The sequence below is a fragment of the Enteractinococcus helveticum genome (genome assembly GCF_001657475.1).
In the GTDB taxonomy this organism is placed as follows: Bacteria; Actinomycetota; Actinomycetes; order Actinomycetales; family Micrococcaceae; genus Yaniella; species Yaniella helvetica.
Genome location: NZ_LXEY01000007.1, coordinates 76,026 through 83,579 on the forward strand (window position 1 = coordinate 76,026; position 7,554 = coordinate 83,579).

Here is a 7,554-nt window from a genome sequence, read left to right on the forward strand (position 1 = left end):
TCGCCCAAACCGAATACGAAAGGACCCCTTGTGGCCCAAGAACACGTTGAACCAACTGCACCCCTGGTGGTTGCCGGAATGCTCGGCGGCTATGTCACCGGGCGCGTCACCAAAAAACGCCCACTGGCCGGAGTTGTGCTGGCTGCCGCCGGAGTTGCCGCAGGCATGCGCTGGTACCGCAACTCCGGACCGGGCACCACGGCACTGCTATCGACCATCTACATCGGTGCGTTTGGTGCCTCCCACCCGTTGGCCAAAAAGATTGGCGCCTGGCCATCCGTGCTCGTCTCAACCGCTGCCGCCGCCGGCGCCGCATGGGTGCTGAACGACACTAAATGACCACTGAACACCGCGAAACCGGGTGGGAAGAACGCGAAGTCGGCGTTGGACCCTGGCAAGGCGACTGGCCCCAGGGCGACCACTGGGATCAAGAACTGCTAGCCGAAGGCGACCGCCGCAACGTCGCCGATCAGTACCGCTACTGGACGGTCGAGGCGATCGTCGCTGATCTGGACACCAAACGCCACCCGCTGCACATCGCCATTGAAAACTGGCAGCACGACTTCAACATCGGCACCGTGGTGCGCACCGCCAACGCGTTCAACGTGGCCGGCGTGCACATCATTGGGCGTCGTCGGTGGAACCGCCGCGGAGCCATGGTCACCGATAAATACATGCACGTGCACCACCACCCAACAGTCGAAGACTTCCTTGCCTGGGCGAAATCCCAGGACCTCCCGGTCTTCGGGGTGGACCTGTTTCCCGACTCGGTACCCATCGAAACCTTCGAATTCCCTCAGCGCTGTGTCATGGTCTTCGGCCAAGAAGGCCCCGGGCTGTCGACTGAAATTCACGACGCCGCCCAGGCTACCCTGTCGATCGCCCAGTACGGTTCCACCAGGTCAATTAATGCAGGCAACGCCGCCGGTATTGCCATGCACTCCTGGATCCGCCAACACGGTGCCCCGGTTCGCTAGACTTACCCGAAGAATCTTAAGTTTCATACCCAAGGAGCTTTTATGGCATTTGCCACCCCAGACCAGTACGCCGAGATGATCGACGCCGCCAAGACCGGCGGATACGCGTACCCTGCGATCAACGTGACCAGTTCACAAACCCTCAACGCAGCCCTGCGTGGTTTCGCCGAAGCAGAATCCGACGGCATTATCCAAATCTCTAACGGCGGGGCAAACTACTTCTCCGGCTCCAACATTAACGACATGGTCACCGGCTCCCTGGCATTTGCTGCCTTCGCCCGTGAAGTCGCCAAGAACTACGGTGTACGCATCGCCATTCACACCGACCACGCCATGCGCGACAAACTGGACAACTGGGTTATCCCACTGCTGGACGCCTCCGAGGCCGAAGTCAAAGCCGGCCGCGACCCAATCTTCCACTCCCACATGTGGGACGGCTCGGCAGAAACCGTGCCCGAAAACATGCGCATCGCCGAACAGCTGCTGGAACGCACCAAATTCAATAAGCAGATCCTCGAGATTGAAGTCGGCGTCGTCGGCGGCGAAGAAGACGGTTATGCCGCTGAAATTGACGAAAAACTCTACACCACGGTGGAAGACGCCATGGCCATAGTCAAGGCCCTGGGCACCGGTGAAAACGGCCGTTACATCACCGCGCTGATCTTCGGCAACGTGCACGGCGTGTATAAGCCCGGCAGTGTGAAACTGCGCCCAGAGCTGCTCAAAGAACTCCAAGATGCAGTCGGTGAAAACATCGGCCAAGAACGCCCATTCGACCTGGTCTTCCACGGCGGCTCCGGCTCCTCGGCGCAAGACATTGCCGACGCCGTGTCCTACGGTGTGATCAAGATGAACGTTGATACCGACACCCAGTACGCATTCACCCGTCCGGTGGTCACGCACATGTTTGAAAACTACGACGGCGTACTGAAGATCGATGGCAACGTAGGCGATAAATCCAAATACGACCCACGCTCCTGGGGTAAAGCCGCCGAAGCCAATATGGCCGCCCGTGTTGTTGAAGCCTGCCAGAACCTGGGCTCAGCCGGAAAATCCTTGAAGTAACATGGCCGAATCAAAATGGGTGCAGATCAGCATCTACGTGCCAATGGGTAATGCCGAAGACGTCCGGACCGCGCTAGCGAAGGCTGGCGCCGGACGGATGGGCAACTATCGTGGGGCCAGCTGGTCCACCACCGGAGTCGGGCGCTTCACTCCGATGGAAGGCGCCAAACCTACCATCGGTGCGGTCGGAGTCCCATCAGATGTTCCCGAACACAAAATTGAAGTTCTGGCACCACGCGAGATTGCCCGCAGCGTGATTGAAGCGGCCATTGCCGCGCACCCGTATGAGGAACCCGCCTACTACGTGACCGAAGTCTTTATGGCTGACGAACTCTAAACGATCTTGTGTAGGTCGGCGACCAGGTGGTTTTGCATCTGCTCGCCGACCGCAGCCATGTCGAATTCGTGATGCACTGCGGTGCGATCCGGGGTAAACACGTAGTGCCGGGCCGTTTGTTCGACCAATTTGGCGGTCGTGGAGTTATGGATTTCTGAATACCCCAGAACGATCGTCAGGCTGCCGTCGTCATTGACGGTTGCTGTACCTTCTAACAGTTCCGACTGGCCCATCGGCTGGGCCAACACAAACTCAATATGACCACTTTCGCGTGGTCGAAAATAGCCAACCTCGGTATGCATTGGTGCACCGTCAGGGTTGGTTGTTTTTTGCGCATACCGCAAGAACGGTTTACCGGGGACGGCGGAAAATGTGATGGTCTCGGTGTACTCGAAACTCTCAATAGTGGGGTAGTGGCCACGACCTTGGCCCTGCCAGGTCCCGATCAGAAATTCGTAGGGTTCGACTAATTCGTGCAAGCTCATACTGTTCAACCCTAACTGCTGGATGCTTCTGACGGCAGAGTTGCCGTTTTCGCGAGACACAAGTGTCGTATTGTCTAGTATCTGCTGGTTTGACTCACTACACTGAATCTAAGTCGTCAGGAACTCACCGCTGGCTAGGTATGATGCCAAGTTCCCGACTGTGAAGGAGAGGAACATTATGGCTGAGATTCCATGGTGGGCATGGATTGCGATCGTTGCCATTGTCATGTGGGGCATTATTATGGTGGCCAATACCGTTGCCCACAGGCCACGGGCCGATGACACCTCCGCAGCGGATCGGGAAGAGATTGAACGACTCAAGCGCCGCATTGAAGATCTGGAGCACCGCATGAACCGTCGGGACGAATCTAGCTCTCCGTAATACGCTGCATTCACACTCGAGATATCCGGCTGCTGCGACATAGCGATTTTTGACACTCAGCTCACGAACTTGAAATCGAAAGGTGGCCGCCGAGTCAATCGTAATGTACCTGTACTCGGTAAAAAGTTCGTTAATCTTACTGTGACCCAATAACCGATGCACAGCAAGCTACCGAAAGGTACTACCGTGGACAAAAAAGCCACCTCACCACGGGACGAGGCTCTGAAGACTTCTCACCATAGCGGCCGCAACGTTAGACGTGTGCCTGGATCATGGGACTACGTTCGCCCCGAGTACCCGCACGATATCCATCCTGCCCTGGTTCCTGGGATTAGTGTTGATGAACAACGACGGAAATATAGTGTCGACAAAATTATCTTTGGCGTCGCGGGCCTGCTCACCGTTGCATTCGTTATTTGGGGTCTCACCAATCCGGCGAGCGTGGCAGAGGTATCCGGTGCTGCATATACCTGGGTCATGAATAATCTCAGCTGGCTGTTTAGTGCAGTAGCTAGCATCGTGTTGTTCAGTCTCGTAGCACTGTCCTTCACACGATACGGCAAGATACCTCTGGGAAAAGACGATGAGAAACCAGAGTTTTCTACCTTTTCCTGGGTCGCCATGTTGTTTGCGGCAGGCTTAGGTATTGGCGTGATGTTCTGGGGGCCAGCGGAACCTCTGAACTATTTCATTAATCCGCCCCCGCTGACGAACCCGGCAGAATCAACCGAAGCAATGCAGTTTGCACTAGTTCAGACGTATTTCCACTGGGGTTTCCATGCTTGGGCCATGTACGCCTTAGTCGGTGGGGCTATTGCTTATTTCGCCTATCGTCGTGGCCGAACGCTACTGATGTCTTCGATCTTCCGCAGGTTCTTTGGTGGCGACTATGCAGACGGTTTTGCCGGTCGCCTCGTGGATATTTTCGCGATCATCGCCACTTTATTTGGGACTGCTGCAGCTCTAGGCATTGCCGCGTTGCAAATCGGTGAGGGCATCACGATCGTGGCCGGCGTTTCTGAAATTACCAATACGGTTTTGGCACTCGTTATTGCTGTGCTCATGGTCGGGTTTATCCTGTCAGCGGTCTCCGGAGTGGCGCGAGGCATTCGGTATTTATCGAATATCAACATTGTTCTGACCATCAGCATTGTCGCCTTCGTGTTTTTACTCGGCCCCACAGTATTCTTGCTCAACCTCTTGCCATCGGCAACGCTGGAATACGTAGGATCCCTCTTTGAACTGATGGCACGCTCCGGGGCATGGGGCCAAGAAACCATTGACTTTCAGGCCGCATGGACCGTGTATTACTGGGCCTGGTGGATCTCCTGGTCGCCTTTTGTCGGCATCTTCATCGCGCGCATCTCGCGTGGCCGGACGATTCGACAATTTATTCTCAGCGTCATACTCATCCCCTCATCCCTGTTGATCGTGGCCTACGGAGTCATGGGAGCATCCGCGATTTGGATGTACCGGGAAGACAAGCCGGGCTTTAGCGACGATATGGATGTTCCCCAGGTGTTGTTCTCTGTAGTAGACAACCTTCCGTTTGCTCAATGGATGCCCTATTTGATTATGGTCATCCTGGCGATATTCTTCATCACTGCCGCTGATTCCGCCTCTGTGGTCATGGGCATCCTCACCACTCGAGGCCGCCAAGATCCGCCTAAGCCTGTAGTGCTGTTCTGGGGTCTCGTGATGGGCGGCATTGCCATGGTGATGCTGCTGCTAGGAGATGATACGGCGCTGGAAGGCCTGCAATCTCTGGTCATCATCACCGCAGTGCCATTTGCATTCATCATGTTGCTTGTCATTGTCGCGTGGGTGAAAGAACTTCGGACCGACCCCTACGCTCTACGACGCCGATATGCTGAGAATGCCATCGGACAGGCGGTCCGCGAAGGTGTGGGCCAGTACGGTGATGACTTCCGCTTAGAAGTCGTGGCATCAGTGCCTGGTGCAGGGGCCAGCGGCGGGACTGATTCAGCACACGAAGACTACACGGAGTGGTATCAGCGCACCGATGAACACGGTCAACCAGTGGGATATGACTTTGAAACCGGGGAATGGGAAGACGGGTGGGACCCTGAAACCGGGACGATTCCAACCCAACCTGAACGCTCGACGTCACAAGACGACACCGAAGACCGCCCGTCTTGACCGTGCCAGAATGGCTTCCGGTGTAGGTCTCTCACGGACTGGACGAATTCTCCAATCCAACGTACTGAAAGGTAGGTTGAGGCGAGACAAAATATCGTCATCGTGCAAGCTGATCAAATGGCGGCACAAGTGCTAGGTGCCTATGGCGATGAGGCCACCAAGACGCGGCACGTAGTTAGCTGAGCCGATCAGGGCGCGGTGTTTGACCGTGCGTATTGCAATACACCGCTGTGCGCACCATCCCGGGCCGACATGATGACCGGCCCCCTGCCATCCGAACTGGGCTGCTATGACAACGGCGACGATTTCCCCGCCTCCATGCCGACCTTTGCCCACCACTTACGAGCTGCTGGCTACCACACCGCACTCATCGGACGCATGCATTTCATTGGCCCTGATCAGCATCATGGCTTTGAACAACGCCTCACCACCGATGTATACCCCGCCGATCTAGATATGGTCCCCGAGTGGAACCGGCCGCTTGACCAACGCCTACAGTGGTATCACGACGTCGATCCCGTGATTACCGCTGGGCCATTACATGCCACCGTTCAGCAATATCTCGACGACGTTGAAATTCCAGATCCAGAATTCCCCGATCCGCCCAGCCCGGAGGCAGATCCGTACACACCGCTTAACGATGATGAGTGGCTTCGACCAGCGCTATCTTCACGAGTGCCGCTCATCATAACCGGACCGGATCATCTGGTGCCCAAAGGGCGCTTCGCGAACCCCGTATCGTTGATTGATTTATTGCCCACCATCGTGGAGCTGGCTGACGCACCCAACGCCGCCACCGCTGGCACGTCCCTGCTCGAAATAGCACGCGAGGAACAAAATGGTCAGATGGGGCCGCAAGATCGTGATGTTTTTGTTGAATACCTTGCAGAAGGGACCCATGCACCGCAGATTACGCTGGTTCGGGGGCAGGATAAATACAACGTCTGCCCCGGTGACCCGGATCAGCTCTTCGACCTGGAAACAGATCCACATGAATTACACAAGGTGGCAGACAGCCAAAACTATCGGGAAATTGCGCAGGGGCTTCGTAGCAAACTGGATACACACTATAACTTCTAACAGCTAAAGACACAGGTACTGAAAAGCCAGAAATTGCGCGCGGTGGTGGCACGTACGCTGCAGCAAGGCAATATACGTCACTGGGATTTGATCCCTGATGCCCAGCAGCGTTATGTCCGAGGAGACTTTTGGTCTGCGTTGCATTACGGTCAGATTCGACGTCCGCAGAGTGACTGATTGCAGCAGGAGAACAGCCTTACCGGCACTGAAAGGCTAGCTGTGAGGACACTTCTACACCCACACGCTTGCGTGACATATGTCATATGATGTAGTCACGTGATGTTTACGAGGAAAGAAGCACCTCATGTCTACAGAAATAAAACCCACGACAACTGCGCGCATTTCAGCTGAAGTCATCGGCACATTCATATTAGTCTTCGGTGGTGTTGGCACCGCAGTGCTCGCCGGAGCACACGTTGGATTTCTTGGCATCGCACTAGCCTTCGGTCTGACAGTAGTCGTCGGGGTCTATGCATTCGGTCCGGTCTCGGGTGGCCACTTCAACCCTGCAATCACAATTGGCCTAGCAACAGCCGGCCGCTTCCCATGGAAAGACGTGCTGGGCTACATCATCGCCCAGATCATCGGCGGCGCCCTAGCCTCGACACTGCTCTTCGTCATTGCCACCGACCGCGAGGGCGCAGACCTTGGAAACTTTGCCTCGAACGGCTATGGTCAAGCATCACCAGACGGCTATGGACTGCTCGCCGTGATTCTGATTGAAGTCACCCTCACAGCCGTCTTCCTGTTCGTTATCATCGGGACGACGTCGACCCGAGCCACCGTTGCATTCGCACCGTTGGCCATCGGTCTGACACTGACGCTGATCCACCTGATCGCTATCCCCGTTTCGAATACCTCCGTCAACCCAGCCCGTTCCATTGCCGCTGCGATTTATGGTGGGGGAGAGTCCTTGATGCAGCTGTGGGTCTTCCTTATCTCCTGACTTGCACAAGTGAGTGCTGATTTTCCGGTTGGGTTAGGTGTCGTGCCTAGTCAGCGGGTTTTGAGTTTGCGTTTTGGGTCACTAATTGGGCGGTTTATGATGAGTGCATGGGCTTATTTGTG

The 7,554-nt window shown here is 55.8% G+C and carries 10 protein-coding genes and 1 pseudogene; 10 read left to right on the forward strand and 1 reads right to left on the reverse strand.

Going from position 1 to position 7,554, the window contains the following annotated elements:
- The first annotated feature begins 30 nt into the window (after positions 1-30).
- The 4 genes from A6F49_RS01620 to A6F49_RS01635 are packed head-to-tail and all read left to right on the forward strand — an operon-like array spanning position 31 to position 2,379.
- Entirely contained in the window at positions 31-339 is a 309-nt protein-coding gene (locus A6F49_RS01620; protein ID WP_043056037.1) for a hypothetical protein, read from the forward strand.
- Entirely contained in the window at positions 336-977 is a 642-nt protein-coding gene (locus A6F49_RS01625) for a TrmH family RNA methyltransferase (protein ID WP_043056036.1), read from the forward strand. The genes A6F49_RS01620 and A6F49_RS01625 overlap by 4 nt, the downstream gene beginning before the upstream one ends.
- A gap of 42 nt (positions 978-1,019) precedes the next feature.
- Positions 1,020-2,042: a class II fructose-bisphosphate aldolase gene (gene fbaA, locus A6F49_RS01630; protein ID WP_043056035.1), complete on the forward strand. Its 1,023-nt coding sequence runs from the start codon at positions 1,020-1,022 to the stop codon at positions 2,040-2,042.
- 1 nt (position 2,043) lies between these two features.
- The gene (locus tag A6F49_RS01635; protein ID WP_043056034.1) at positions 2,044-2,379 is read left to right on the forward strand and encodes a hypothetical protein; all 336 of its coding nucleotides are present in this window, start codon (positions 2,044-2,046) and stop codon (positions 2,377-2,379) included.
- Here A6F49_RS01635 and A6F49_RS01640 read toward each other — a convergent pair.
- Entirely contained in the window at positions 2,376-2,864 is a 489-nt protein-coding gene (locus A6F49_RS01640) for an FABP family protein (protein WP_043056033.1), read from the reverse strand. The genes A6F49_RS01635 and A6F49_RS01640 overlap by 4 nt on opposite strands.
- 178 nt (positions 2,865-3,042) lie before the next feature.
- Between A6F49_RS01640 and A6F49_RS01645 the strand changes: the two genes are divergently transcribed.
- The 6 genes and pseudogenes from A6F49_RS01645 (at position 3,043) to aqpZ (ending at position 7,432) form a co-directional block, all read left to right on the forward strand.
- Positions 3,043-3,246, forward strand: a complete 204-nt coding sequence (locus A6F49_RS01645; RefSeq protein WP_043056032.1) for a hypothetical protein — start codon at positions 3,043-3,045, stop codon at positions 3,244-3,246.
- A gap of 186 nt (positions 3,247-3,432) precedes the next feature.
- Positions 3,433-5,406: a BCCT family transporter gene (locus tag A6F49_RS01650; RefSeq protein ID WP_235604806.1), complete on the forward strand. Its 1,974-nt coding sequence runs from the start codon at positions 3,433-3,435 to the stop codon at positions 5,404-5,406.
- Positions 5,407-5,601: 195 nt separating this feature from the next.
- A pseudogene (locus tag A6F49_RS18675) lies at positions 5,602-5,823 on the forward strand (sulfatase-like hydrolase/transferase); the annotation flags it as partial.
- Between the two features lie 39 nt (positions 5,824-5,862).
- The gene (locus A6F49_RS01655; RefSeq protein WP_327019909.1) at positions 5,863-6,486 is read left to right on the forward strand and encodes a sulfatase/phosphatase domain-containing protein; all 624 of its coding nucleotides are present in this window, start codon (positions 5,863-5,865) and stop codon (positions 6,484-6,486) included.
- An 18-nt stretch (positions 6,487-6,504) separates the two neighbouring features.
- Positions 6,505-6,663, forward strand: coding sequence for a hypothetical protein (locus A6F49_RS18360; RefSeq protein WP_268751160.1), 159 nt, complete (start codon positions 6,505-6,507; stop codon positions 6,661-6,663).
- A 127-nt stretch (positions 6,664-6,790) separates the two neighbouring features.
- Entirely contained in the window at positions 6,791-7,432 is a 642-nt protein-coding gene (gene aqpZ, locus A6F49_RS01660) for an aquaporin Z (RefSeq protein ID WP_043056031.1), read from the forward strand.
- Positions 7,433-7,554 lie beyond the last annotated feature (122 nt).